This window comes from Bacillus sp. 1780r2a1, from assembly GCA_024134725.1.
GTDB lineage: Bacteria > Bacillota > Bacilli > Bacillales > Bacillaceae_H > Priestia > Priestia aryabhattai_A.
Window position 1 is genome coordinate 126,868 of record CP099863.1, and the last position, 24,428, is coordinate 151,295.

General features: G+C 39.7%; 41 protein-coding genes. All 41 read left to right on the forward strand.

The features are described 5' to 3' along the window. Nucleotides 1–16: 16 nt before the first annotated feature. The 41 genes from NIZ91_00655 (at nt 17) to rpsI (ending at nt 24,334) form a co-directional block, all read left to right on the forward strand. The gene (locus NIZ91_00655) at nt 17–265 is read left to right on the forward strand and encodes a 50S ribosomal protein L7ae-like protein (GenBank protein USY55267.1); all 249 of its coding nucleotides are present in this window, start codon (nt 17–19) and stop codon (nt 263–265) included. Nucleotides 266–361: 96 nt separating this feature from the next. Further along, nucleotides 362–784, forward strand: a complete 423-nt coding sequence (gene rpsL / locus NIZ91_00660) for a 30S ribosomal protein S12 (protein ID USY55268.1) — start codon at nt 362–364, stop codon at nt 782–784. Nucleotides 785–833: 49 nt separating this feature from the next. After that, nucleotides 834–1,304, forward strand: a complete 471-nt coding sequence (gene rpsG / locus NIZ91_00665) for a 30S ribosomal protein S7 (GenBank protein USY55269.1) — start codon at nt 834–836, stop codon at nt 1,302–1,304. Between the two features lie 57 nt (nt 1,305–1,361). Continuing rightward, entirely contained in the window at nt 1,362–3,440 is a 2,079-nt protein-coding gene (gene fusA / locus NIZ91_00670; GenBank protein USY55270.1) for an elongation factor G, read from the forward strand. A 114-nt stretch (nt 3,441–3,554) separates the two neighbouring features. After that, nucleotides 3,555–4,745, forward strand: a complete 1,191-nt coding sequence (gene tuf / locus NIZ91_00675; GenBank protein USY55271.1) for an elongation factor Tu — start codon at nt 3,555–3,557, stop codon at nt 4,743–4,745. 321 nt (nt 4,746–5,066) lie between these two features. Continuing rightward, complete coding sequence (gene rpsJ / locus NIZ91_00680) at nt 5,067–5,375, forward strand: 30S ribosomal protein S10 (protein USY55272.1); 309 nt, start codon at nt 5,067–5,069, stop codon at nt 5,373–5,375. A 41-nt stretch (nt 5,376–5,416) separates the two neighbouring features. After that, the gene (gene rplC / locus NIZ91_00685; GenBank protein ID USY55273.1) at nt 5,417–6,046 is read left to right on the forward strand and encodes a 50S ribosomal protein L3; all 630 of its coding nucleotides are present in this window, start codon (nt 5,417–5,419) and stop codon (nt 6,044–6,046) included. Nucleotides 6,047–6,074: 28 nt separating this feature from the next. Next, on the forward strand, nt 6,075–6,698 hold the full coding sequence (gene rplD / locus NIZ91_00690; protein USY55274.1) for a 50S ribosomal protein L4: 624 nt from the start codon (nt 6,075–6,077) through the stop codon (nt 6,696–6,698). Next, nucleotides 6,698–6,985, forward strand: coding sequence for a 50S ribosomal protein L23 (rplW, locus tag NIZ91_00695; protein ID USY55275.1), 288 nt, complete (start codon nt 6,698–6,700; stop codon nt 6,983–6,985). Before rplD ends, rplW begins: the two co-directional genes overlap by 1 nt. A 27-nt stretch (nt 6,986–7,012) precedes the next feature. Continuing rightward, nucleotides 7,013–7,843, forward strand: coding sequence for a 50S ribosomal protein L2 (rplB, locus tag NIZ91_00700; protein USY55276.1), 831 nt, complete (start codon nt 7,013–7,015; stop codon nt 7,841–7,843). Nucleotides 7,844–7,900: 57 nt separating this feature from the next. Then, complete coding sequence (gene rpsS, locus NIZ91_00705; protein USY55277.1) at nt 7,901–8,179, forward strand: 30S ribosomal protein S19; 279 nt, start codon at nt 7,901–7,903, stop codon at nt 8,177–8,179. A 19-nt stretch (nt 8,180–8,198) separates the two neighbouring features. Next, nucleotides 8,199–8,540, forward strand: a complete 342-nt coding sequence (rplV, locus tag NIZ91_00710; GenBank protein USY55278.1) for a 50S ribosomal protein L22 — start codon at nt 8,199–8,201, stop codon at nt 8,538–8,540. A 3-nt stretch (nt 8,541–8,543) separates the two neighbouring features. Next, nucleotides 8,544–9,200, forward strand: coding sequence for a 30S ribosomal protein S3 (gene rpsC, locus NIZ91_00715; protein USY55279.1), 657 nt, complete (start codon nt 8,544–8,546; stop codon nt 9,198–9,200). Nucleotides 9,201–9,202: 2 nt separating this feature from the next. Then, nucleotides 9,203–9,637: a 50S ribosomal protein L16 gene (gene rplP / locus NIZ91_00720; GenBank protein ID USY55280.1), complete on the forward strand. Its 435-nt coding sequence runs from the start codon at nt 9,203–9,205 to the stop codon at nt 9,635–9,637. Then, a complete protein-coding gene (gene rpmC, locus NIZ91_00725) occupies nt 9,627–9,827 on the forward strand; it encodes a 50S ribosomal protein L29 (protein USY55281.1) in 201 nt (66 codons plus the stop codon). Before rplP ends, rpmC begins: the two co-directional genes overlap by 11 nt. A 24-nt stretch (nt 9,828–9,851) precedes the next feature. Next, nucleotides 9,852–10,115 carry a 30S ribosomal protein S17 gene (gene rpsQ / locus NIZ91_00730; GenBank protein USY55282.1) on the forward strand — a complete coding sequence of 88 codons (264 nt, stop codon included), beginning with the start codon at nt 9,852–9,854 and terminating at the stop codon, nt 10,113–10,115. A gap of 52 nt (nt 10,116–10,167) precedes the next feature. Further along, complete coding sequence (rplN, locus tag NIZ91_00735; GenBank protein USY55283.1) at nt 10,168–10,536, forward strand: 50S ribosomal protein L14; 369 nt, start codon at nt 10,168–10,170, stop codon at nt 10,534–10,536. Between the two features lie 51 nt (nt 10,537–10,587). Continuing rightward, complete coding sequence (gene rplX / locus NIZ91_00740) at nt 10,588–10,899, forward strand: 50S ribosomal protein L24 (protein USY55284.1); 312 nt, start codon at nt 10,588–10,590, stop codon at nt 10,897–10,899. A 31-nt stretch (nt 10,900–10,930) separates the two neighbouring features. Then, entirely contained in the window at nt 10,931–11,470 is a 540-nt protein-coding gene (rplE, locus tag NIZ91_00745; GenBank protein USY55285.1) for a 50S ribosomal protein L5, read from the forward strand. A gap of 33 nt (nt 11,471–11,503) precedes the next feature. Further along, nucleotides 11,504–11,689 (forward strand): type Z 30S ribosomal protein S14, encoded by a 186-nt coding sequence (locus NIZ91_00750; GenBank protein ID USY55286.1) that lies wholly within the window; start codon nt 11,504–11,506, stop codon nt 11,687–11,689. A 30-nt stretch (nt 11,690–11,719) separates the two neighbouring features. Continuing rightward, the gene (gene rpsH, locus NIZ91_00755) at nt 11,720–12,118 is read left to right on the forward strand and encodes a 30S ribosomal protein S8 (GenBank protein ID USY55287.1); all 399 of its coding nucleotides are present in this window, start codon (nt 11,720–11,722) and stop codon (nt 12,116–12,118) included. A 31-nt stretch (nt 12,119–12,149) separates the two neighbouring features. Further along, nucleotides 12,150–12,689 (forward strand): 50S ribosomal protein L6, encoded by a 540-nt coding sequence (gene rplF, locus NIZ91_00760; protein ID USY55288.1) that lies wholly within the window; start codon nt 12,150–12,152, stop codon nt 12,687–12,689. A 32-nt stretch (nt 12,690–12,721) separates the two neighbouring features. Continuing rightward, nucleotides 12,722–13,084, forward strand: a complete 363-nt coding sequence (gene rplR, locus NIZ91_00765) for a 50S ribosomal protein L18 (protein ID USY55289.1) — start codon at nt 12,722–12,724, stop codon at nt 13,082–13,084. Between the two features lie 20 nt (nt 13,085–13,104). Continuing rightward, nucleotides 13,105–13,605, forward strand: coding sequence for a 30S ribosomal protein S5 (gene rpsE, locus NIZ91_00770; GenBank protein USY55290.1), 501 nt, complete (start codon nt 13,105–13,107; stop codon nt 13,603–13,605). Between the two features lie 13 nt (nt 13,606–13,618). Beyond that, nucleotides 13,619–13,801 (forward strand): 50S ribosomal protein L30, encoded by a 183-nt coding sequence (rpmD, locus tag NIZ91_00775; protein USY55291.1) that lies wholly within the window; start codon nt 13,619–13,621, stop codon nt 13,799–13,801. Nucleotides 13,802–13,834: 33 nt separating this feature from the next. Next, nucleotides 13,835–14,275, forward strand: coding sequence for a 50S ribosomal protein L15 (gene rplO / locus NIZ91_00780; protein ID USY55292.1), 441 nt, complete (start codon nt 13,835–13,837; stop codon nt 14,273–14,275). Between the two features lie 2 nt (nt 14,276–14,277). Then, nucleotides 14,278–15,570 (forward strand): preprotein translocase subunit SecY, encoded by a 1,293-nt coding sequence (gene secY, locus NIZ91_00785; GenBank protein USY55293.1) that lies wholly within the window; start codon nt 14,278–14,280, stop codon nt 15,568–15,570. Between the two features lie 64 nt (nt 15,571–15,634). Next, entirely contained in the window at nt 15,635–16,288 is a 654-nt protein-coding gene (locus NIZ91_00790; protein USY55294.1) for an adenylate kinase, read from the forward strand. Then, nucleotides 16,285–17,031, forward strand: a complete 747-nt coding sequence (map, locus tag NIZ91_00795; protein ID USY55295.1) for a type I methionyl aminopeptidase — start codon at nt 16,285–16,287, stop codon at nt 17,029–17,031. The genes NIZ91_00790 and map overlap by 4 nt, the downstream gene beginning before the upstream one ends. A gap of 240 nt (nt 17,032–17,271) precedes the next feature. Next, nucleotides 17,272–17,490, forward strand: a complete 219-nt coding sequence (infA, locus tag NIZ91_00800; protein ID USY55296.1) for a translation initiation factor IF-1 — start codon at nt 17,272–17,274, stop codon at nt 17,488–17,490. A gap of 37 nt (nt 17,491–17,527) precedes the next feature. Next, nucleotides 17,528–17,641 carry a 50S ribosomal protein L36 gene (gene rpmJ, locus NIZ91_00805; GenBank protein ID USY55297.1) on the forward strand — a complete coding sequence of 38 codons (114 nt, stop codon included), beginning with the start codon at nt 17,528–17,530 and terminating at the stop codon, nt 17,639–17,641. A 23-nt stretch (nt 17,642–17,664) separates the two neighbouring features. Beyond that, entirely contained in the window at nt 17,665–18,030 is a 366-nt protein-coding gene (rpsM, locus tag NIZ91_00810; GenBank protein USY55298.1) for a 30S ribosomal protein S13, read from the forward strand. Between the two features lie 23 nt (nt 18,031–18,053). Then, on the forward strand, nt 18,054–18,443 hold the full coding sequence (gene rpsK / locus NIZ91_00815; GenBank protein USY55299.1) for a 30S ribosomal protein S11: 390 nt from the start codon (nt 18,054–18,056) through the stop codon (nt 18,441–18,443). A gap of 179 nt (nt 18,444–18,622) precedes the next feature. Beyond that, complete coding sequence (locus NIZ91_00820) at nt 18,623–19,567, forward strand: DNA-directed RNA polymerase subunit alpha (GenBank protein ID USY55300.1); 945 nt, start codon at nt 18,623–18,625, stop codon at nt 19,565–19,567. Between the two features lie 46 nt (nt 19,568–19,613). Beyond that, nucleotides 19,614–19,976 carry a 50S ribosomal protein L17 gene (rplQ, locus tag NIZ91_00825; protein ID USY55301.1) on the forward strand — a complete coding sequence of 121 codons (363 nt, stop codon included), beginning with the start codon at nt 19,614–19,616 and terminating at the stop codon, nt 19,974–19,976. Nucleotides 19,977–20,092: 116 nt separating this feature from the next. Beyond that, nucleotides 20,093–20,932 carry an energy-coupling factor ABC transporter ATP-binding protein gene (locus tag NIZ91_00830; protein USY55302.1) on the forward strand — a complete coding sequence of 280 codons (840 nt, stop codon included), beginning with the start codon at nt 20,093–20,095 and terminating at the stop codon, nt 20,930–20,932. Further along, nucleotides 20,908–21,777 (forward strand): energy-coupling factor ABC transporter ATP-binding protein, encoded by an 870-nt coding sequence (locus tag NIZ91_00835; protein USY55303.1) that lies wholly within the window; start codon nt 20,908–20,910, stop codon nt 21,775–21,777. The genes NIZ91_00830 and NIZ91_00835 overlap by 25 nt, the downstream gene beginning before the upstream one ends. After that, nucleotides 21,774–22,571 carry an energy-coupling factor transporter transmembrane protein EcfT gene (locus NIZ91_00840; GenBank protein ID USY55304.1) on the forward strand — a complete coding sequence of 266 codons (798 nt, stop codon included), beginning with the start codon at nt 21,774–21,776 and terminating at the stop codon, nt 22,569–22,571. Before NIZ91_00835 ends, NIZ91_00840 begins: the two co-directional genes overlap by 4 nt. 18 nt (nt 22,572–22,589) lie before the next feature. Beyond that, entirely contained in the window at nt 22,590–23,330 is a 741-nt protein-coding gene (gene truA / locus NIZ91_00845) for a tRNA pseudouridine(38-40) synthase TruA (GenBank protein ID USY55305.1), read from the forward strand. Between the two features lie 153 nt (nt 23,331–23,483). After that, entirely contained in the window at nt 23,484–23,921 is a 438-nt protein-coding gene (rplM, locus tag NIZ91_00850; GenBank protein USY55306.1) for a 50S ribosomal protein L13, read from the forward strand. A gap of 20 nt (nt 23,922–23,941) precedes the next feature. Then, nucleotides 23,942–24,334 (forward strand): 30S ribosomal protein S9, encoded by a 393-nt coding sequence (rpsI, locus tag NIZ91_00855; protein ID USY55307.1) that lies wholly within the window; start codon nt 23,942–23,944, stop codon nt 24,332–24,334. The last annotated feature ends 94 nt before the right edge of the window (nt 24,335–24,428 follow it).

Below are 24,428 nucleotides of genomic sequence, written 5' to 3' on the forward strand. Positions count from 1 at the left end.
TTTGGAGGATATGATAATGTCTTATGAAAAAGTATCACAGGCTGATCATATTATTGTAGGAACTAAGCAGACAGTGAAAGCTTTAAAAAAAGGAATTGTAAAGGAAGTTATACTTGCGGATAATGCAGACACCTACATTACCGACTTGGTAGTGAAAGTTGCTGTGCAAGAAAACACTCCCTACAGTTTTGTTAATTCTATGAAAGAGCTTGGAAAAGCTTGTGGAATAGAAGTAGATGCGGCAGCTGTTGCAATTATTAGTTAACACGTTTTTGGACTAGTGTTCAAAGACTTTGTTTTTTGCTAAAAAATGAACCACCTGGATGTGTGGTCTTACAAAAGCCGAAAGGAGGAAATTCAAATGCCTACTATTAATCAATTAATCCGTAAAGGTCGTGTGAGCAAGGTTCAAAAATCTGACTCACCTGCTTTAAACAAAGGTTACAACAGCTTCAAAAAAGCTCAAACTAACCTATCTTCTCCACAAAAACGTGGTGTATGTACACGTGTGGGTACTATGACACCGAAGAAACCGAACTCGGCTCTTCGTAAATATGCTCGTGTACGTTTAACTAACGGTATCGAGGTTACTGCTTATATCCCAGGTATCGGTCACAACTTACAAGAACACAGCGTGGTACTTATCCGCGGTGGACGTGTAAAAGACTTACCAGGGGTACGTTACCATATCGTACGTGGTGCGTTAGATACTGCTGGTGTGGATGGCCGTATGCAAGGTCGTTCTAAATATGGTACTAAGCGACCAAAAGCAGCTAAAAAATAATATAAACAACAAATAGAACTATTCTCATAAGTGAAAGGAGGAAATTAGAATGCCACGTAAGGGTCCAGTCGCAAAGAGAGACGTATTACCAGATCCAATTTACAATTCAAAGCTTGTATCACGCTTAATCAACAAAATGATGCTTGATGGAAAGCGCGGTAAGTCACAAGCTATTCTTTATAGAGCATTCGATCTAGTACAAGAGCGCAGTGGTAAAGAAGCTATGGAAGTATTCGACCAAGCTCTTAAAAACATCATGCCTGTATTAGAAGTTAGAGCACGCCGTGTAGGGGGTTCTAACTACCAAGTTCCTGTAGAAGTACGTCCAGAGCGTCGTACAACTCTAGGTCTTCGTTGGTTAGTAAACTATGCTCGTCTTCGTGGAGAAAAAACGATGGAAGAGCGTTTAGCTAACGAAATCCTTGACGCAGCTAACAACACTGGTGCTGCAGTTAAGAAACGTGAAGATACTCACAAAATGGCAGAAGCGAACAAAGCGTTTGCTCACTACCGTTGGTAATCTTTTAACGAATCAACTAAAAAAACTAATTATAATATGGAAGGAGAAATACCTAACATGGCAAGAGAGTTCTCCTTAGAAAACACTCGTAATATTGGTATCATGGCTCATATTGATGCTGGTAAAACAACAACAACTGAGCGTGTTCTTTATTATACTGGTCGTATCCATAAAATTGGTGAAACTCACGAAGGAGCTTCACAAATGGACTGGATGGAGCAGGAGCAAGAGCGTGGTATTACAATCACGTCTGCTGCAACAACTGCTTCTTGGAAAGGTCACCGTGTTAACATCATCGATACTCCTGGACACGTAGACTTCACTGTAGAAGTTGAACGTTCACTTCGTGTACTTGATGGTGCGGTGGCAGTTCTTGATGCTCAATCTGGTGTTGAGCCTCAAACAGAAACTGTATGGCGTCAGGCTACTACATACGGTGTACCGCGTGTAGTATTCGTAAACAAAATGGACAAAATTGGTGCTGACTTCTTGTACTCTGTTAAAACGATCCATGATCGTTTAGGTGCAAATGCGCACCCAATCCAATTGCCAATCGGTGCTGAAGATCAATTCACAGGAATCATTGACTTAGTGGAAATGAAAGCTTACCACTATGGTAATGACCTAGGAACTGATATTCAAGAAATCGAGATTCCAGAAGAATACAAGGAATTAGCTGAAGAATATAATGCTAAACTTGTAGAAGCTGCTGCAGAACTTGATGAAGAATTAATGATGAAGTATCTTGAAGAAGGCGAGCTTAGCGTTGAAGAACTAAAAGCTGCTATCCGTAAAGGTACTTGTGACGTTGAATTCTACCCAGTTCTTTGTGGATCAGCGTTCAAAAACAAAGGTGTACAATTAATGTTGAACTCGGTAATTGATTACTTACCAGCTCCAACAGATGTACCACCAATTAAAGGTATCACTCCTGATACTGATGAAGAAGTTGTACGTCCATCTAGCGACGATGCTCCATTCTCAGCTTTAGCGTTTAAAGTAATGACAGATCCATACGTAGGGAAATTAACATTCTTCCGCGTATACTCTGGAATTCTTAACTCTGGTTCATACGTACAAAACTCTACAAAAGGTAAGCGTGAGCGTGTAGGACGTATCCTACAAATGCATGCTAACTCTCGTGAAGAGATTTCATCTGTACATGCTGGAGATATCGCTGCTGCTGTAGGTTTGAAAGATACTACTACTGGTGATACTTTATGTGATGAAAAGAATCTTGTTATTCTTGAGTCTATGGAGTTCCCAGAGCCAGTTATTTCATTATCTGTTGAGCCTAAATCAAAAGCTGACCAAGATAAGATGACAACTGCTCTTCAAAAGCTACAAGAAGAAGATCCAACTTTCCGTGCGGAAACTAACACAGAGACTGGTCAAATTATCATCTCTGGTATGGGTGAACTTCACTTAGATATTATCGTTGACCGTATGCGTCGCGAGTTCAAAGTAGAAGCTAACGTTGGTGCTCCTCAAGTAGCATACCGTGAGACTTTCCGTGGTTCTGCGAAAGTTGAAGGTAAATTTGCACGTCAATCTGGTGGTCGTGGACAATTCGGTCACGTTTGGATTGAATTTGAACCGAACGAAGAAGGTAAAGGCTTCGAATTCGAAAACAAAATTGTTGGTGGTGTAGTTCCACGTGAATACATCCCTGCAGTTCAGGCTGGTCTTGAAGATGCACTTCAAAATGGTGTATTAGCAGGCTACCCAGTAATCGACGTTAAAGCTGCTTTAGTAGACGGTTCTTACCATGACGTTGACTCAAGTGAGATGGCGTTTAAAATTGCCGCTTCTATGGCACTTAAAAACGCAGTTTCAAAATGTAACCCAGTTATTCTTGAGCCAATGATGAAAGTTGAAGTTGTAATTCCTGATGAGTACTTAGGTGACATCATGGGTGACATCACTTCTCGTCGTGGACGTGTAGAAGGTATGGAAGCTCGCGGAAACGCTCAAGTAGTACGCGCATTCGTACCACTTTCTGAAATGTTTGGTTATGCAACTGCATTACGTTCTAATACTCAAGGTCGTGGAAACTACTCTATGCACTTTGATCACTATGAAGAAGTACCAAAATCAATTTCAGAAGAAATTATTAAAAAAAATAAAGGTGAATAATTGATTTTCACCCTTTATTAAAGTATAACTACTTATGTACGCTGTGAAAGTGGAGTTGATTCCCTTTCACGGCCTCATAAATTTACATTATAAGAAATTAAGGAGGCGTTACGAATGGGTAAAGAAAAATTCGACCGTTCAAAAACACATGCCAATATTGGTACAATTGGTCACGTTGACCATGGTAAAACAACTTTAACAGCTGCTATCACTACTGTACTTGCTAAGAAAAGTGGTAAAGGTGCAGCTATGGCTTACGACATGATCGATGCTGCTCCAGAAGAGCGCGAGCGTGGAATCACAATCTCAACTGCACACGTTGAGTACGAAACTGACACTCGTCACTACGCACACGTTGACTGCCCAGGACATGCTGACTACGTTAAAAACATGATCACTGGTGCTGCACAAATGGACGGCGGTATCTTAGTAGTATCTGCTGCTGACGGCCCAATGCCACAAACTCGTGAGCACATCCTTCTTTCTCGTCAAGTAGGTGTTCCATACCTAGTTGTATTTTTAAACAAATGTGACATGGTAGACGACGAAGAGTTACTTGAATTAGTAGAAATGGAAGTACGTGACCTTCTTTCTGAATACGACTTCCCAGGTGACGATGTACCTGTAATCAAAGGTTCTGCTCTTAAAGCTCTTGAAGGAGATGCTGATTGGGAAGCTAAAATCATCGAGCTTATGGACGCTGTTGATGAGTACATCCCAACTCCAGAGCGTGACACTGAAAAGCCATTCATGATGCCAGTTGAGGACGTATTCTCAATCACTGGTCGTGGTACAGTTGCTACTGGTCGTGTTGAGCGTGGACAAGTTAAAGTTGGTGACGTTGTAGACATCATCGGTTTAGCTGAAGAATCAAAATCTACTACTGTAACTGGTGTAGAAATGTTCCGTAAGCTTCTTGATTATGCTGAAGCTGGTGACAACATCGGTGCTTTACTTCGCGGTGTTTCTCGTGAAGATATCCAACGTGGACAAGTACTTGCTAAGCCAGGTACAATCACTCCACACACTAAATTCAAAGCTGAAGTATACGTTCTTTCTAAAGAAGAAGGTGGACGTCACACTCCATTCTTCAGCAACTACCGTCCTCAGTTCTACTTCCGTACAACTGATGTAACTGGTATTTGTAACCTACCTGAAGGCGTAGAAATGGTAATGCCTGGCGACAACATCGAAATGACTGTTGAACTTATCGCTCCAATCGCGATTGAAGAAGGAACTAAATTCTCAATCCGTGAAGGTGGACGTACAGTAGGCGCTGGCGTTGTAGCTACAATCACTGAGTAATCTCTTACTCTTAAAAAAGAAGCAGGATCTCCTGCTTCTTTTTTTTGGTCATAAAAGGTAAATAGAGATTTTATTATTACACTTGCATTGTGTATTTGTTTTATATATAATGAGAAAAGTGCGCAACAGAAAAAAAGTTTTATATTTTTTATAAAGACTGTTGCAATACCGGCCCATTTTTAGTACAATAAGAATGTTGGTCTTTGACTGCGATGATGCGGAAGGTTGCCGACACACCCGGCCGCTTTGCCATGGCGAGTGTGGGGAAATTTCCGCGGAGAATGTCTATTTAGAAAGATAGGCGAAAAAGGAGGGAAAATAATGGCAAAAGAAAAAATTCGCATTCGTTTAAAAGCATACGATCACAGAATTCTTGATCAATCAGCTGAGAAAATCGTAGAAACTGCTAAACGCTCTGGCGCTACAGTATCTGGTCCGATTCCGTTACCAACTGAGAAATCAGTTTATACAATTCTACGTGCTGTGCACAAATATAAAGATTCTCGTGAGCAATTCGAAATGCGCACGCATAAACGCTTAATTGATATCGTGAATCCAACACCACAAACTGTTGATTCATTAATGCGTTTAGATTTACCATCTGGTGTAGATATCGAAATTAAACTTTAATTTAAAATAAAGAATGAAGACATACTTAGGAGGTGTGACTAATGGCCAAAGGAATCTTAGGAAGAAAGATCGGTATGACTCAAGTATTCGCTGAAAACGGTGATTTAATCCCTGTAACAGTAATTGAAGCTACTCCAAACGTAGTTCTTCAAGTTAAAAACGCTGAGACAGACAGTTACGAAGCAATCCAATTAGGTTTTGAAGATATTCGTGAGAAATTATCTAACAAACCTGCTAAAGGACACGCTTCTAAAGCTAATACTGCTCCTAAGCGCTTCATCCGTGAGTTACGCGGAGTGAACGCTTCAGAATATGAAGTTGGTCAAGAAGTCAAGGTTGATATTTTCGCAGAAGGCGATGTAATCGATGTAACAGGAGTTTCAAAAGGTAAAGGTTTCCAAGGTGCTATTAAACGCCACGGACAATCTCGTGGACCAATGTCTCACGGTTCTCGTTACCACCGTCGCCCAGGTTCAATGGGTCCTGTTGCTCCAAACCGCGTATTCAAAGGTAAATTATTACCAGGACGCATGGGTGGAGAGCGCATTACAGTTCAAAACTTATCAATCGTAAAAGTTGACGTAGAACGCAACCTTTTATTAGTAAAAGGTAACGTGCCAGGAGCTAGAAAATCTCTAGTAACTGTAAAATCTGCGGTTAAATCTAAATAATAATTCTTCGAGAAAGGAGGAATAACCAATGCCAAAAGTAGCATTGTTTAACCAAGACGGTAAAAACGTTGGTGAAATCGAATTACAAGATGCCGTTTTCGGTATCGAACCTAATAACAAAGTACTTTTTGATGCAATCATCATGCAACGTGCAGCGATGCGTCAAGGTACTTCTAAAGTAAAAAATCGTTCTGAAGTACGTGGTGGTGGTCGTAAGCCATGGCGTCAAAAAGGTACTGGTCGTGCGCGTCAAGGATCTATCCGTTCTCCACAATGGCGTGGTGGTGGCGTAGTATTTGGTCCAGTTCCAAGAAGCTATAGCTACAAGTTACCTAAAAAAGTTCGTCGTTTAGCTATTAAGTCTGCTTTATCTACAAAAGTTCAAGATAACAGCATTGTTGTACTTGAAGCTTTATCTTTTGATGCTCCAAAAACAAAAGATATGGTAGCAGTTCTTAAAAACCTAACAGTAGAGCGCAAAGCATTAGTAGTAACTGCTGATCTTAATGAAAATGTTGCACTTTCAGCACGTAACATTCCTGGTGTAACAGTTGTTACAGCTAACGGATTAAGCGTATTAGACGTTATTAATCACGATAAGCTTGTAATTACTAAAGACGCAGTTGAAAAAGTAGAGGAGGTGCTTGCATAATGAAAGATCCTCGTGATATTATTAAGCGCCCCGTAATTACAGAACGTTCAACAGACTTAATGACTGAGAAGAAATACACTTTTGAAGTTGATGTTAAAGCTAATAAAACTGAAGTTAAAGATGCGATCGAAAGAATCTTTGACGTAAAAGTTGAAAAAGTAAACATCATGAACTACAAAGGTAAATTCAAACGTGTAGGTCGTTATAGCGGTCTTACAAACCGTCGTCGTAAAGCGGTAGTAACGCTAACTCAAGAAAGCAACGAAATCGAATTCTTCGAAGCTTAAGATTAATAGAGAAGGAGGGAAATTGAGATGGCGATTAAAAAGTACAAACCAACCTCAAATGGTCGTCGTGGTATGTCTGTTTCAGATTTCGCTGAAATCACTACTGACAAACCAGAAAAATCGTTACTTGCACCTGTTACACGCAAAGGTGGTCGTAACAACCAAGGTAAAATCACTGTTCGTCACCAAGGTGGTGGGCACAAACGTCAATACCGTATCATCGACTTTAAACGCGATAAAGATGGAATACCTGGACGCGTTGCTACAGTCGAGTATGATCCAAACCGTTCAGCAAACATCGCATTAATCAATTATGCTGATGGTGAAAAACGTTACATTCTTGCTCCTAAAAACCTTAAAGTAGGTATGGAAGTTATGTCAGGTACTGAAGCTGACATTAAAGTAGGTAACGCTCTTCCACTAGCAAACATTCCTGTTGGTACAGTAGTACACAACATCGAATTAAAACCAGGTAAAGGTGGACAATTAGTACGTTCAGCTGGTGCTTCTGCACAAGTACTTGGTAAAGAAGGTAAATACGTATTAGTACGTTTAACTTCTGGTGAAGTTCGCATGATTCTTGCTACTTGCCGCGCTACTGTAGGTCAAGTAGGTAACGAGCAACACGAACTAATCAACATTGGTAAAGCTGGTCGTTCTCGTTGGTTAGGTATTCGTCCAACTGTTCGTGGTTCTGTAATGAACCCTAATGATCACCCACACGGTGGTGGTGAAGGACGCTCACCTATCGGACGTAAGTCTCCAATGAGTCCATGGGGCAAACCAACACTTGGATTTAAAACTCGTAAGAAGAAAAATAAATCCGATAAATTTATCGTTCGTCGTCGTAAAAAATAACGGGATTGAGCTACGGTTCAAGCGAACCGTAGAACAATCACGAAGGGAGGTTCACTTATGGGTCGCAGCTTAAAAAAAGGACCTTTTGTTGATGGACACTTAATTAATAAAATTGAGAAGTTAAACGAAACAGACAGCAAACAAGTTGTTAAAACTTGGTCTCGTCGTTCAACTATTTTCCCTCAATTCATCGGTCACACTATTGCTGTATATGACGGTCGTAAACATGTACCTGTTTATGTAACTGAAGATATGGTAGGTCATAAACTTGGTGAATTCGCACCAACTCGTACTTATAAAGGTCACGCAAGTGACGATAAGAAAACAAGACGCTAATATGAGAGGAGGCTTTTAAATGCAAGCTAAAGCTGTTGCGAGAACAGTACGTATTGCTCCTCGTAAAGTTCGTTTAGTTGTAGATTTAATTCGAGGTAAGCAAGTGGGTGAAGCATTAGCAGTGCTACTTCACACGCCTAAGGCTGCTTCTCCGGTTGTTGAGAAACTATTAAAATCTGCTATTGCCAATGCAGAACACAATTATGAAATGGACGCTAACAACTTAGTTGTTTCTGAAGTTTTTGTTGACGAAGGTCCAACTTTAAAACGTTTCCGTCCACGTGCTCAAGGTCGTGCAAGCCAAATTAACAAACGCACAAGCCACATTACAATCGTGGTATCAGAAAAGAAGGAGGGATAATTCATGGGTCAAAAGGTAAATCCAGTTGGTCTACGCGTCGGCGTCATCCGTGATTGGGAATCAAGATGGTTCGCTGGTAAAGACTATGCTGACTTATTACATGAAGACTTAAAAGTACGTGAATATATCGCTAAACGTCTTAACGATGCAGCTGTTTCTAAAGTAGAAATCGAGCGTGCTGCTAACCGTTTAAACGTAACGATCCACACTGCAAAACCTGGTATGGTAATTGGTAAAGGTGGTACTGAAGTTGAAGCACTTCGTAAAGCTCTTAACCAATTAACAGGCAAGCGTGTACACATCAACATTTTAGAAATCAAAAGAGCTGACTTAGATGCTAAGCTTGTAGCTGAAAACATCGCTCGTCAACTTGAAAATCGTGTATCATTCCGTCGTGCGCAAAAGCAATCAATTCAACGCACAATGCGTGCTGGTGCACAAGGTATCAAAACAATGGTATCTGGTCGTCTAGGCGGAGCTGACATTGCTCGCTCTGAATACTATAGTGAAGGTACAGTTCCACTTCATACACTTCGCGCTGATATCGATTATGCTCATGCTGAAGCAGATACAACTTACGGTAAGCTTGGCGTGAAAGTATGGATCTATCGTGGAGAAGTCCTTCCTACTAAAAAGAAATCTGAGGAAGGAGGAAAATAATAATGTTATTGCCAAAACGCGTTAAATATCGTCGCGAACACCGCGGAAAAATGCGAGGACGTGCAAAAGGTGGTACTGAAGTACACTTCGGTGAGTTCGGTTTACAAGCTTTAGAAGCTTCTTGGATTACAAACCGTCAAATCGAATCTGCTCGTATCGCTATGACTCGTTACATGAAACGTGGCGGTAAAGTATGGATTAAAATTTTCCCTTCTAAACCTTATACTGCTAAACCACTAGAAGTGCGCATGGGTTCTGGTAAAGGTGCACCTGAAGGTTGGGTAGCTGTTGTTAAGCCTGGTAAAGTAATGTTTGAAATCTCAGGTGTATCTGAAGAAGTTGCTCGTGAAGCATTACGTTTAGCAGCTCACAAGCTACCAGTAAAGTGTAAGTTTGTAAAACGTGAAGAAATTGGTGGTGAATCTAATGAAAGCTAATGAAATTCGTGACCTTACCACTGCCGAAATTGAACAAAAAGTTAAAGCTTTAAAAGAAGAGTTATTTAACCTTCGTTTCCAATTAGCGACTGGACAATTAGAGAATACTACTCGTATTCGCGAAGTACGCAAAGCGATTGCTCGCATGAAGACTGTAGTTCGTGAAAGAGAGATCGCTGCTAATAAATAATAAGTCTGAGAGGAGGCTTTCAGAATGAGTGAACGCAATCAACGTAAAGTTTACACTGGCCGCGTAGTTTCTGACAAAATGGATAAGACTGTTACTGTTCTTGTAGAAACTTACAAAAAGCATTCGCTTTACGGTAAACGTGTAAAGTACTCAAAAAAGTTCAAAGCTCACGATGAGAATAACACAGCTAAAGTGGGCGATATCGTGAAAATCATGGAAACTCGTCCGTTATCAGCTACTAAACGTTTCCGTCTAGTAGAAGTTGTAGAAGAAGCTGTTATTATCTAATAGTGAAAGACAGATCGGATAAGAATGATTCATCCGAAGGGAGGTTTCGTACATGATTCAACAAGAATCTCGTTTAAAAGTTGCAGACAACTCTGGTGCGCGTGAAGTACTTACTATCAAAGTATTAGGTGGTTCTGGTCGTAAGACAGCTAATATTGGTGATGTTATCGTTTGTACGGTGAAACAAGCAACACCAGGAGGCGTTGTTAAAAAAGGTGACGTTGTTCGAGCAGTAGTAGTACGTACAAAACGTGGTGTTCGTCGTAACGACGGTTCATACATCCGTTTCGACGAAAATGCTTGCGTAATCATCCGTGACGATAAGAGTCCACGTGGTACTCGTATCTTTGGACCAGTTGCTCGTGAATTACGTGACAACAACTTCATGAAGATCGTATCTTTAGCTCCAGAAGTTATCTAATTATATATTAATGAATAAAAACAAAATGCCTTTTAAGGAGGTGCGAATAGGATGCATGTAAAAAAGGGCGACAAAGTAGTGGTTATCTCTGGTAAAGATAAAGGCAAACAAGGCGAAGTACTTGCTGCTTTTCCAAAGAAAAACCGTGTACTTGTAGAAGGCGTAAACGTAGTGAAAAAACACTCTAAACCTTCTCAAGTAAATCCACAAGGTGGAATCGTTAGCCAAGAGGCACCTATCCACGTATCTAACGTAATGCCATTAGATCCGAAATCTGGTGAGCCAACACGTGTTGGTTACAAAGTAATCGACGGCAAAAAGGTACGTGTAGCAAAAAAATCTGGTGAAACTTTAGATAAATAATTATTGAAATGTGAAGGGAGGTATAGTTCACATGAACCGTCTTAAAGAGAAGTTTACAAAAGAAATTACACCTGCTCTAGTGAGCAAGTTTAATTATGAATCTGTAATGCAAGTGCCAAAGATCGAAAAGATCGTTATTAACATGGGTATCGGTGAAGCTGTTTCTAACTCAAAAGCTCTAGATAACGCTGTTGAAGAATTAGCAGAAATCACTGGTCAAAAACCTATCGTAACTCGTGCTAAGAAATCTATTGCAGGTTTCCGTCTACGTGAAGGTATGCCAATCGGTGCTAAAGTAACTTTACGCGGCGAGCGCATGTATGAGTTCTTCGATAAATTAGTTTCAGTTTCACTTCCACGTGTACGTGATTTCCGTGGAGTATCTAAAAAAGCATTTGATGGTCGTGGAAACTACACATTAGGTGTTAAAGAGCAATTGATCTTCCCAGAGATCGATTATGATAAAGTGAGTAAAGTTCGTGGTATGGATATCGTTATTGTTACAACAGCAAACACTGATGAAGAAGCTCGTGAGCTTTTAACTCAGTTCGGTATGCCATTCCAGAAGTAATAACTGCCAACGTTAAGCAGAGGAGGCGAAAATGTGGCTAAAAAATCAATGATTGCGAAGCAAAAACGCCAGCAGAAGTTCAAAGTACAAGAGTACACACGTTGCGAACGTTGTGGACGTCCACACTCAGTACTACGTAAATTCAAGCTTTGCCGTATTTGTTTCCGTGAGCTTGCTTATAAAGGTCAAATTCCTGGTGTTAAAAAAGCTAGTTGGTAAAACCCAAGTTTGGGAAGGAGGTAAATTAATATGGTAATGACTGATCCTATTGCAGATTTACTAACTCGTATCCGCAATGCGAACATGGTTCGTCATGAAAAAATCGAAGTTCCTGCTTCAAACATTAAGAAGCAAATTGCAGAAATCCTTAAGCGTGAGGGTTTTGTGCGTGATGTAGAATACATCGAAGATAACAAACAAGGTATCATCCGTATCTTCTTAAAATACGGTGCAAACAATGAGCGTGTAATTACAGGCTTAAAACGTATCAGTAAACCTGGTCTACGTGTATATGCAAAAACAAACGAAGTACCTCGTGTACTTAACGGTTTAGGAATTGCAATCGTTTCTACTTCTCAAGGTGTTTTAACTGACAAAGAAGCTCGTCAAAAACAAACAGGTGGAGAAGTATTAGCATACGTTTGGTAATAAGTTTTTAAAGTGAATGGAGGTGTAAGTTATGTCACGTGTTGGTAAAAAGCCTTTAGAACTTCCTGCAAGTGTTACAGTTACAAACGAAAACAACACTGTAACTGTAAAAGGGCCAAAGGGTGAATTGACTCGTACATTCCACCCTGAGATTGAAATCAAAGTTGAAGATAACGTATTAGTTGTAACTCGTCCTAGCGACAACAAGGAGCACCGTGCTCTTCACGGAACTACTCGTAGCCTATTAGGTAACATGGTTGAAGGTGTTACAAATGGTTTCGAACGTGGTTTAGAATTAGTCGGTGTTGGTTACCGTGCGCAAAAATCTGGTAGCAAATTAGTATTGAGCGTTGGATACTCTCATCCAGTTGAGATTACTCCAGAGCAAGGTATCGAGGTTGAGGTTCCTTCTCAAACTAAAATTGTTATTAAAGGTATCGATAAAGAGCGTGTAGGTGCATTAGCTGCAAATATCCGTGACGTTCGCCCACCAGAGCCTTACAAAGGTAAAGGTATTCGTTATGAAGGTGAATATGTTCGTCGTAAAGAAGGTAAAACTGCTAAGAAGTAATGCCAGTTAGGTAAAAGAAAGGAGTGACCGAAATGATCACGAAGCAAGATAAGAACAAGGTTCGTAAGAAAAGACATGCTCGTGTTCGTGCTAAATTGTCTGGTACTGCAACTCGTCCACGTTTAAACGTGTACCGTTCTAACCAACATATTTATGCACAAGTCATTGACGATTTAAATTCAGTAACAATCGCTAGTGCGTCTACTCTAGATAAAGATCTTTCTTTAGAAGGTACTAGTAACGTTGAAGCTGCTACAAAAGTTGGCGAATTAGTTGCTAAGCGCGCAGTAGAAAATGGCGTGAAAGAAGTAGTATTCGATCGTGGCGGTTATTTATATCATGGTCGCGTAAAAGCTTTAGCTGACGCTGCTCGTGAAGCTGGATTACAATTCTAATTGTAAAAGGAGGGAAAATCATGCGTCGTATTGATCCAAATAAATTAGAGCTTGAAGAACGTGTTGTTACCGTTAACCGCGTAGCTAAAGTTGTTAAAGGTGGACGTCGTTTCCGCTTTGCTGCTTTAGTAGTAGTTGGTGACAAAAACGGTCATGTTGGATTTGGTACTGGTAAAGCACAAGAGGTACCAGATGCAATCCGTAAAGCAATTGAAGATGCGAAGAAAAACTTAATCACTGTACCTATGGTTGGTACTACAATTCCACACGAAATCCTTGGACAATTTGGTGCAGGTCAAATTTTCTTGAAACCTGCTTCTGAAGGTACGGGAGTTATCGCTGGTGGTCCAGTTCGTGCGGTATTAGAATTAGCTGGCGTAAGTGATATTCTATCTAAATCTTTAGGTTCAAATACTCCAATTAACATGGTACGTGCAACTCTTAACGGTTTAGCTAACCTAAAGCGTGCAGAAGAAGTTGCAAAACTACGTGGTAAGTCTGTAGAAGAACTGTTAGGATAAGGAGGGACACAGAATGGCAAACAAATTAGCAATTACCCTCACTCGTAGCGTAATTGGTCGTCCAGAAGATCAACGTGTAACTGTTCGTACACTTGGCTTACGTAAAGTAAACCAAACTGTCGTTCAAGACGATAATCCTGCAATTCGCGGTATGATTAACAAAGTAGCTCACCTTGTTACAGTAAAAGAGCAATAATTATAAATTGTCACTCTAAGGAGGTGCTCCGGAATGAAACTTCATGAATTACAACCAGCTGCAGGTTCACGTAAAGTGCGTAACCGTGTAGGTCGTGGTACTGGTTCAGGTAACGGAAAGACTTCAGGTAAAGGTCACAAAGGGCAAAACGCTCGTTCTGGCGGTGGCGTAAGACCTGGATTCGAAGGTGGTCAAACTCCTTTATTCCGTCGTCTTCCAAAACGTGGCTTCACTAACATCAATCGCAAAGAATATGCGATCGTTAACCTTGAAGCTTTAAATCGTTTTGAAGATGGAACTGAAGTAACACCAGAACTATTAATCGAAACTGGTTTAGTAAGCAAAGAGAAGGCTGGTATTAAAGTACTTGGTAACGGTACATTATCTACTAAGCTAACTGTTAAAGCTGCTAAGTTCTCCTCATCTGCTAAAGAAGCTATTGAAGCTGCTGGCGGAACTGCAGAGGTGATCTAATAATGTTTCAAACAATCTCCAATTTAATGCGCGTACGTGAAATTAGACAAAAAATCTTTTTCACATTGTTAATGTTAGTTATTTTCCGAATCGGTACTTTTATTCCTGTACCTAGTGTTAATACGGATGTACTGAAGTTGCAAGACGAGTTAAATGTATTTGGAGTTCTAAATACATTTGGCGGTGGGGCTCTTCAAAACTTCTCTATTCTTGCAATGGGCATTATGCCTTATATTACAGCATCCATCATCGTTCAATTATTGCAGATGGATGTTGTACCTAAGTTTACGGAATGGTCAAAGCAAGGAGAAGTTGGACGTCGTAAACTTGCTCAAGTAACTCGTTACGGAACAATTGTGCTTGGATTTATCCAGGCATTAGGTATGTCTATAGGATTTAACAATATGTCGGGTGGGCAATTAATTGCTAATCCCGGAGTCGCTACTTATCTTTTAATTGCTGTCGTATTAACGGCAGGAACAGCGTTCTTAATGTGGTTAGGCGAACAGATTACAGCAAAAGGCGTTGGTAATGGTATTTCTATCATTATCTTTGCTGGTATCGCTGCTGGGATTCCTACAACACTCAACCAGATCTACGCTCAGCAATTTGAAGATGTTGGGGATCAGTTATTTATTCGTATTGTGACAGTTGTTTTAATTGCACTTGCTGTATTAGCTATTGTCGTTGGTGTTATTTACTTCCAACAAGCATTACGAAAAATACCTATTCAATATGCAAAGGGTTCAGCCGGTCGTAATCCTGTTGGTGGTCAGTCCACACATTTACCGTTAAAAGTAAATGCTGCTGGGGTTATCCCTGTTATCTTTGCAGTTTCATTCATTATTACTCCACCAACGATTGCATCATTCTTCGGTCCGAATGATGTGACAGATTGGATACAAAAGACGTTTGACTATACTCAGCCAATTGGTATGATAGTATATGTTGCGTTGATCATTGCTTTCTCATATTTCTATACATTTGTTCAGGTTAATCCAGAGCAAGTAGCAGAAAACTTGAAGAAGCAAGGTGGATACATTCCAGGTATTCGCCCTGGTAAAAGTACACAAGAATATTTAACAAAAGTGTTGTACCGCTTAACATTAATCGGTTCAATTTTCCTTGCGTTAATTGCTGTATTGCCAGTGATTTTTATCCAGGTCGCAAATTTACCTCAGTCTGCACAGATTGGTGGTACTAGTTTGTTAATCGTTGTCGGTGTAGCTCTTGAGACAATGAAACAGCTTGAGAGTCAATTAGTGAAACGACATTATAAAGGGTTTATTAAATAAAAGGTTTAGTGGGAAGCAGCTTGCTTTCCCATTAAACAGATAGATACTGAGGGGGAAGCAAGAAATGAATTTAGTGTTAATGGGCCTTCCTGGTGCTGGGAAAGGTACTCAAGCAGAACAGATCGTTGAGCATTACGATATCCCTCATATCTCAACAGGAGATATGTTCCGAGCTGCAATTAAAGAAGGAACTCCTCTAGGCTTAAAAGCTAAATCATTTATGGATCAAGGTAATCTTGTGCCAGATGAAGTAACAATCGGTATTGTTCGTGAACGTTTAAACAAGCAAGATTGTGAAAATGGCTTTTTACTTGATGGATTCCCAAGAACAGTAGCACAGGCAGACGCTCTTGAAACAATCTTAGAAGAATTAAACAAAAAGATTGATTATGTTATTAATATTGATGTAGATGAAAGTATCCTTATGGAACGCCTAACAGGGCGTCGCATCTGTAAAGACTGTGGAGCTACTTACCACCTTGTGTTCAACCCTCCTGCTAAAGAAGGCGTTTGTGACAAATGTGGAGGAGAGCTATACCAGCGTGCAGATGATAATGAGGAAACTGTTTCAACTAGACTTTCAGTCAACGTTGAACAATCAAAGCCGTTACTTCATTTCTATGAAGAAAAAGGTTATTTACGCAATATTAATGGTAATCAAGATATTAACGTTGTATTTGACGACATCCGTAATTTACTCGGGGGAGTCAAGCAATGATCATTTGCAAGACGCAGCGTGAAATTGCAATCATGCGTGAAGCAGGGAAAATTGTTGCTTTAACTCATCAAGAGTTAAAAAAACATATTCAACCTGGTATTACGACGGAAGAATTGGATGCAATTGCTGAAAAATTTATTCGTCAACATGATGCAATTCCGTCTTTTAAAGGGTATAATGGTTTTCGCGGTAGTATTTGTGCTTCTGTAAACGAAGAATTAGTTCATGGTATTCCAGGAAACAGAAAGCTGCAAGAGGGAGATATCATCAGTATTGACATTGGTGCTAAATACAATGGCTATCACGGTGACTCTGCTTGGACGTACGGGGTCGGAAAGATTTCAGAAGAAAATCAACGACTTCTAGATGTTACAGAGCAATCTCTTTATAAAGGCTTAGAGCAAGCTAAGCCCGGCGATCGATTATCGAATATTTCACATGCTATTCAAACGTATGCAGAATCTCAAAACTTTTCAATTGTAAGAGAATATGTTGGTCATGGTGTTGGCCAAGATTTACATGAGGATCCGCAGATTCCACATTATGGTCCACCAAACAAAGGACCGCGTCTACGTCCAGGCATGGTGTTGGCAGTAGAGCCAATGGTGAACGCTGGAACTCGATATGTAAAAACATTATCTGATAACTGGACTGTTGTAACAGTCGACGGAAAGATGTGTGCGCATTTCGAACATACAATTGCAATCACTGAGACGGGATATGAAATTCTAACAACGCTGTAGTTGGTAGTTAAGGTTATCTCTATCCATTCCTCGCTAGATGCACTGGACAGTTAAACAGTAATTATCTAAATTCACGGTGCTCGTTTTTCGTCTGAATTGCTGTTAAAATGGTAAAGATGTATATTACAAACGTGATCCATCATGAATTTAATGATTACGATCTCCGGATGTTCAGAACAGGTTCTTTTTAAGTCAATTAATGATAGCTTGTTACTGTTGCAAAGAAAGGAGAGCACTTTAATGGCAAAAGACGATGTAATTGAAGTAGAAGGTACAGTCCTAGAGACTTTACCTAATGCAATGTTCAAGGTAGAATTAGAAAATGGTCATACAGTACTTGCTCATGTATCTGGTAAGATTCGTATGCACTTCATTCGCATTTTACCTGGAGACAAAGTAACTGTAGAATTATCACCATACGATTTAACTCGCGGTAGAATTACGTACCGTTTCAAATAAAACCTATGCACTCCGTACTATCAAGGAGGTATGAAACATGAAAGTCAGACCATCGGTAAAGCCGATCTGCGAAAAGTGTAAAGTAATCCGCAGAAAAGGTAAAGTAATGGTAATTTGTGAAAACCCTAAGCATAAACAAAAACAAGGTTAATCATAAGGAGGTGCACTGTTCACATGGCACGTATTGCTGGTGTTGATATTCCTCGTGACAAACGCGTAGTCATTTCTTTAACATACATTTTCGGTATTGGTCGTCCAACTGCTGAAAAAGTTCTAGCTGAAGCTGGAGTTTCTGAAGATACTCGCGTTCGTGACTTAACAGAAGAAGAATTAGGTAAAATTCGTGATATTTTAGATAGCTATAAAGTAGAAGGCGATCTTCGTCGTGAAGTTTCTTTAAACATCAAACGTTTAATTGAGATTGGTTCATACCGTGGTATCCGCCACCGTCGTAGTTTACCAGTTCGTGGTCAAAACAGTAAAAACAATGCTCGTACACGTAAAGGCCCACGCCGTACTGTAGCGAACAAGAAGAAATAATTAGTAAGGGAGGTCATTAACAGATGGCACGTAAAACTAATACACGTAAACGTCGCGTGAAAAAGAATATTGAATCTGGTGTTGCTCACATTCGTTCTACGTTTAACAACACTATCGTAACTATTACAGATGTTCACGGTAATGCGATCGCTTGGTCTAGTGCAGGTGCACTTGGCTTCAGAGGTTCTCGTAAATCTACTCCATTTGCTGCTCAAATGGCTGCTGAAACAGCTGCTAAAGTATCAATGGACAATGGTATGAAAACTTTAGAAGTAACAGTAAAAGGCCCTGGTGCAGGTCGTGAAGCTGCAATCCGTGCTCTTCAAGCTGCAGGTTTAGAAGTAACAGCTATTAAAGATGTTACTCCTGTTCCTCATAACGGATGCCGTCCGCCAAAACGTCGTCGTGTATAATTAATATGTATAGATTCTGTACAATTGTCGATAATGATGATGGTATAGAATTTATTCATGCAACGAAATGTTTTTTCATTTGTTGTGCACATTCGGGAACTGTCTAATAGGGAATTTCGGTTAGGCCTTGAGAACACTCAGTCTAGCCGAGGTTTCGACGTTTTGAAGGAGGGTTTATTGTGATAGAGATTGAAAAGCCAAAAATCGAAACGGTAGAAATCAGCGATGATAGAAAGTACGGTAAATTCGTCGTCGAACCACTTGAGCGTGGATATGGTACTACTTTGGGTAACTCCTTACGTCGTATCCTATTATCCTCACTCCCTGGTGCAGCTGTAACATCTATTCAAATTGAAGGTGTATTACATGAATTCTCAACAGTCCCTGGGGTTGTTGAAGATGTAACAAACATCATTTTAAACGTTAAGAAATTAGCGTTAAAGATTTACTCTGATGAAGAGAAAACTCTTGAGATTGATGTTAAAGGTCCTGGTACTGTCACGGCTGCTGATATTCAAGCAGATAGTGATATTGAAGTTCTAAATCCAGATCTTCATATTGCTACACTTGAATCAGATGCTCATTTCCGTATGAGACTAACTGCTCGCACTGGTCGAGGTTATAATCCTGCCGATGCAAACAAGCGTGAAGACCAACCAATTGGAGTTCTTCCGATTGATTCTATTTATACTCCTGTTACGCGTGTTTCGTATTATGTAGAAAATACTCGTGTGGGTCAAATGACGAATTATGATAAGTTAACACTTGATGTATGGACTGATGGAAGCATTGAGCCAGAAAAAGCAGTAGCTTTAGGTGCAAAGATTTTAACTGAGCACTTAAACATCTTTGTTAACTTAACTGATGAAGCCCAAAAAGCAGAGATTATGGTAGAAAAAGAAGAAGATCAGAAAGAAAAAGTTCTTGAGATGACTATCGAGGAACTAGATTTATCTGTTCGTTCTTATAACTGCTTAAAACGTGCAGGCATTAATACTGTACAAGAGCTTGCTAACAAAACAGAAGAAGATATGATGAAAGTTCGTAACTTAGGCCGTAAATCTTTAGAAGAAGTGAAAGCTAAACTTGAAGAGCTAGGCTTGGGCTTACGAAAAGACGATTGATATCTTACTAATCTGTTTAACTACTTAACAAAGGAGGGGACCTCACATGTCTTACCGTAAATTAGGTCGTACAAGCGCACAACGTAAGGCGCTTCTTCGTGATTTAACAACTGATTTAATCATCAACGAGCGTATCGAAACTACTGAAGCTCGCGCTAAGGAGTTACGTTCAACTGTTGAAAAAATGATTACTTTAGGTAAACGTGGAGATTTACATGCTCGTCGTCAAGCTGCAGCTTACATCCGTAACGAAGTAGCTAACGAAGAAGCTAACCAAAGCGCATTACAAAAACTATTCAGCGATATCGCTACTCGATATGAAGATCGCCAAGGCGGTTACACTCGTATCTTAAAAGTTGGACCACGCCGTGGTGACGGTGCTCCAGTCGTTATCATTGAATTAGTTTAATAATTTATACATGTGGAAAAGGGCGAGACAGTTTGAAACTAGTCGTTGCCCTTTTTTTATACCATTAACTCTTCAACCTTTTTATATGAAGAGTAAAGATTAGAGGGATCGTTACGTTGAAAGAGACATCACTTGAAGTAAAGGATTTATGTTTTCGCTATGAGTCCAATGATGATCTAACACTCGATCAAATTAGTTTCTCTGCTTATAAAGGTGAATGGTTGGCAATTGCGGGGCATAATGGCTCTGGTAAATCAACGCTGGCAAAAATTTTAAATGGTTTGCTTCTTCCTGAATCTGGACATGTTAAAGTAATGGATACGTTTCTTGATGCTGATACTATCTGGGAAATTCGTAAACAAATTGGTATGGTGTTTCAAAATCCTGATAATCAATTTGTAGGTTCTACTGTACAAGACGATATTGCATTTGGATTAGAGAATAACGGTATTCCGTACGAGGTAATGGCTCAGCGTATTCCTGAAGCTCTTAAGCTCGTCAATATGAGCGATTATGTTAATCAAGAGCCTCATTCCTTATCTGGAGGTCAAAAGCAGCGTGTGGCAATTGCAGGCATCATAGCAGTGCAACCAGATATTATTGTTTTAGATGAAGCTACTTCAATGTTAGATCCAATAGGAAGAACAGAAGTGCTTGAAACTGTTCGAAAATTAAAAGAAGAAAAAAAACTCACAGTTATTTCAATTACTCATGATTTAGATGAGGTAGCTATGGCTGATCGTGTAATTGTTTTAAACAAAGGAAAAGTTTTTGCGAGTGGAGAACCTAGTGAGATTTTTGCTTTAGGCTCTGAATTAACAAGAATTGGCTTAGACTTACCATTTTCAGTGAAGCTAAGTGAAAAGATTGCATCTTTAGGAATTCCGCTATCAAAAATTCATTTAACGGACGAGGATTTGGTGAACGAACTATGGACATTATATTCAAAGACGTAGAGCATCGTTATCAACTAAATACTCCTTTTGAACGTTTGGCACTCCATGATTTAAACCTCACTGTTAAATCAGGGACGTTTCTAGCAGTAATAGGACATACAGGTTCTGGTAAATCAACGATTATTCAACATCTAAATGCTCTCTTAAAGCCTACGTCTGGCTCCATTAAAATCGGCGATCGTACCATAGAGTCTAACCGTAAAGAAAAGCAATTGAAGCCAATTCGTCAAAAGGTAGGAGTAGTTTTTCAGTTTCCAGAGCATCAACTGTTTGAAGAAACAATTGAGAAGGATATATGCTTTGGGCCAATGAATTACGGGGCAAGCTTGGAAGATTCACAGAAAAAAGCAAGAGAGTTAATTGAATTGGTAGGTTTATCACAAGATATGCTTCAGCGCTCTCCATTTGATTTGAGTGGAGGACAAATGAGAAGGGTAGCTATTGCGGGAATTCTAGCAATGGAGCCTGAAGTTCTGGTGCTAGATGAGCCAACAGCAGGTTTAGATCCAAGAGGTCGAAAAGAGATTATGGATATGCTTTATACGCTTCATAAGGAAAAAGGCCTTACAACAATTCTCGTTACTCATAGTATGGAAGATGCTGCAATGTATGCAGATGAAGTCTTGGTTATGAATAAAGGGACTATTGCTATCAAGGGTACTCCTAAAGAAGTATTCAGTCAGTATGAGAAATTGAATGAATACGGCCTACAGGTTCCGGAGACGCTTCGTTTTTCTTTAAAGCTACAAGAGAAATTCATGCATAAGGATAATCAGGTTCCCCTCACTTTTCAAGAGGTTATTCACCAGGTACAAGGATTAATGTTAAAGGGTGAGAAGCCATGATGAATTCCATGATTATAGGGAAGTATGTCCCGGGGGAGTCAGTTGTTCATAGAATGGACCCTCGAGCTAAGCTTTTACTCGTATTTGCTTATATTCTAATCGTATTCCTAGCTAATAATGCAGGTGGTTACCTGTTACTAGGGGTCTATACGGCTGTCTTGGTCTTTATGAGCAAGGTTCCATTTTCATTTATCTTACGAGGTTTAAAGCCGGTTATATGGATTATTATTATCACGTTTATCTTGCATATCATTATGACCAAAGAAGGGCCTGTCCTGTTTGAATTAGGTTTCTTATCTATCCATCAAGGAGGAGTTATTCAGGGGTTATTAATATCCCTGCGCTTTTTATTTTTAATCTTAATTACTACTTTGCTAACGTTGACAACAACGCCAATTCAAGTAACAGATGGTATTGAGAGTTTACTAGCTCCTTTAAAGAAGCTAAAATTTCCTGTTCATGAACTAGCATTAATGATGTCTATATCATTACGCTTTATCCCAACTTTAATGGATGAAACAGATAAGATTATTAAAGCTCAAACAGCCCGTGGTGTAGACTTTAGTAGCGGTCCTATCATGGAGCGACTAAAAGCAGTAGTTCCGCTGTTGGTCCCTCTTTTTATTGGCTCATTTAAGCGAGCTGAAGAGCTAGCCATCGCGATGGAAGCTAGAGGATACAGAGGGGGCGAAGGGCGTACAAAATATCGACAGCTAACCTGGGGAGCAGTTGATACCATTATGCTAATTACCCTCATTTGTTTAGCTGTTGGTCTATTATTTATTCGAAATTAAACTGGTTTGGTGAATAAAATGAAACGCTTAAAATGTATCGTAGCGTATGACGGTTCTCTTTTTGCTGGCTATCAGGTACAGCCAGCAAAAAGAACAGTCCAAAGTGAAATAGAGAAGGTTTTAACCCAGATGCATAAGAGGAAAATAACCATTTATGCATCTGGTCGAACGGATGCACAGGTTCATGCTCAAGGTCAAGTTATTCACTTTGACACAGACCTAAATATTCCACTCAATAAGTGGAAAAAAGCATTGAATTCAATGCTCCCAGATGATATTGTAATTAAGTATGTAAGTGAAGTCGATTCTGAGTTTCACGCTCGTTTCAATGTGAAGGCGAAAGAGTATCGTTATTATATTGATAGGCAGGAAAATCGCAATCCTTTCACTCGTTATTATGCATACCACTATCCTTATAAACTTGATTACATGAAGATGAAAGAAGCAAGTCACTATCTCACCGGCACTCATGATTTTACGAGTTTTTGCTCTGCAAAAACAGAAGTAGAGGATAAAGTGCGGACAATCTATGATATAGGTTTGGTCGAAGAGAATAACCAGCTTGTACTTACGTTTAAGGGAAATGGCTTTTTATACAATATGGTACGTATCCTTGTTGGTACATTGTTAGATGTAGGACAAGGTAAAATAGATCCTGTTGATATAAAAGCAGTATTAGAGAGCAAGTCACGGCCTTTAGCGGGGAAAACAGCTCCAGCGGAAGGGCTCTATTTGTGGCAAGTTTTCTATGACAACTAAACCTGGTGTAACATTTTCTTGACATTAGTAGTGTAAACATATAATATATCATATGGTATGTATTTTAACCCCACGGTTAGCCCCGGAAATTAATCGTGTTGAAATATAAGGTTGAAATAATTTTATTATTGATGAAAATTAGGAGGGAAACTCATGCGTACAACTTTCATGGCGAAAGCAAACGAAGTAGAGCGTAAATGGTATGTTGTTGATGCTGAAGGTAAAACTTTAGGTCGTCTTGCTAGTGAAGTAGCATCTATCTTACGCGGTAAACATAAACCAACTTTTACACCACACGTTGATACAGGTGATAACGTTATCCTTATCAATGCTGAGAAAATCGAATTAACAGGTAAGAAATTAACTGACAAGATTTACTACCGTCACAGCATGCACCCAGGTGGTTTAAAGCAACGTACAGCATTAGAAATGCGTACTAACTACTCTGAAAAAATGCTTGAATTAGCAATCAAAGGCATGCTTCCAAAAGGTAGCTTAGGTCGTCAAATGTTCAAAAAACTTCATGTATATGCTGGTAACACACATCCACATGAAGCTCAAAAACCAGAAGTTTACGAACTTCGCGGATAATTAATAAGGAGGTTATTATCTTGGCACAGGTACAATATTATGGAACTGGTCGTCGTAAAAGCTCTGTTGCTCGTGTACGTTTAGTACCAGGTAACGGTCGCGTTGTAATTAACGGTCGTGAAATCGAAGAGTACATCCCATTCGCTGCACTACGTGAAGTAGTAAAGCAACCACTTGCTTTAACTGAAACTGTAGGTAACTATGACGTATTTGTAAACGTTGATGGTGGAGGTTATGCAGGTCAAGCTGGCGCTATCCGTCACGGTATTTCTCGTGCTTTATTAGAAGCTGATCCAGAATACCGCGTAACATTAAAACGCGCTGGTCTATTAACTCGTGACGCTCGTATGAAAGAACGTAAAAAATACGGTCTTAAAGGCGCTCGTCGTGCACCACAATTCTCAAAACGTTAATTTTATTATCGTTTCAACCCTTGGTCTCAAAGACCGAGGGTTTTTTTATGTTGTCTATGTTTTTAATGAATGAGATTAAAGGTTGTGTAGACAA